Raw genomic sequence first — 1,002 nt, forward strand, 5'->3', positions numbered from 1 at the left:
CGGCGATATAGTGTTTGCGATTGCGACCGGTGGCGGGGGGTGGCTCGATCTCGGTGGCGGGGATGGTGATGACTTCGCTGACCTTGTCGACCACCAGACCGACGGAATTATCGTTGACGTTGACCACCACAATGCAGGTGCGCTCATCATGATCGCGGTGGGCCAGGCCGAAACGGCGGCGCACGTCGATGATGGGAATCACCTTGCCGCGCAGGTTCAGTACCCCGATGACATGATCGGGCAGATCGGGTACCGCAGTGATCGGCTGAATTCCGATAATTTCGATCACGTGGCGGATTTCAATGCCATAGCCTTCACTGGCCAGATCGAAGGTTAGGTACATCCCTTCCATAGAGTCTTCATCCCGGGTAAATAGGTGATCCTGGTTCGATTCCTTGACAGTAGTCATGTGGTCCCGCCTTTTAATCTAGAATGCACTCAGAAACATGGGGCTATCTGTTTAAAATGGTTTTGCAGCATCGCTCTACTTTACCAGCGCGGTATTGTTTTGTTGTTGATAGTTGCATACATTAACAGTCAACAATAACCATTATAGTTTGTTAATATATTCTGTCAATTAAAAAATTCGAATTATTTATTTGAAGGGCTGGGATTGGTATGAATTCGCAGTTACTGGAAACCCTGCATCATAAGAAACGCCCACGATTTGGTGTCCGTGGGCGTTTCGTGTTCTATGGATGGTACATTCGACAGGATATTAATACTTGCCGAACTCATCGTCATCAAGAGCAATAGGTTTTTTGGCGGCAATCTTCTTCTGTGGTTGTGCCGGTGACTCGCCCCAGCCGCTGTTTTTCGCTGCCGTTGTCTTCTGCGGTATCGCTCGTACGTTGGAGTGAGCGCTGCTGGTATGCTTAAGGGTAAAGCGCATCAGCATCTCGCGCATCTGGGCGGCCTGGCCGGAAAGCTCTTCGGAGGCGGCGGCACTCTCTTCAGCACTGGCGGTATTCTGCTGGGTGACCTGGTCAATCTGGGTGATCC

The 1,002-nt window shown here is 50.9% G+C and carries 2 protein-coding genes; both read right to left on the reverse strand.

The annotated features are described in order from the left end of the window. A partial coding sequence (locus AC1931_RS15420; RefSeq protein WP_483878164.1) for a chemotaxis protein CheW occupies positions 1-409 on the reverse strand: 409 nt, incomplete at its 3' end. A gap of 309 nt (positions 410-718) precedes the next feature. Next, the coding region (locus AC1931_RS15425; RefSeq protein WP_483878165.1) for a hypothetical protein at positions 719-1,002 on the reverse strand (284 nt) is incomplete at its 5' end.

It is taken from the genome of Pelovirga sp. C15f, from assembly GCF_057178085.1.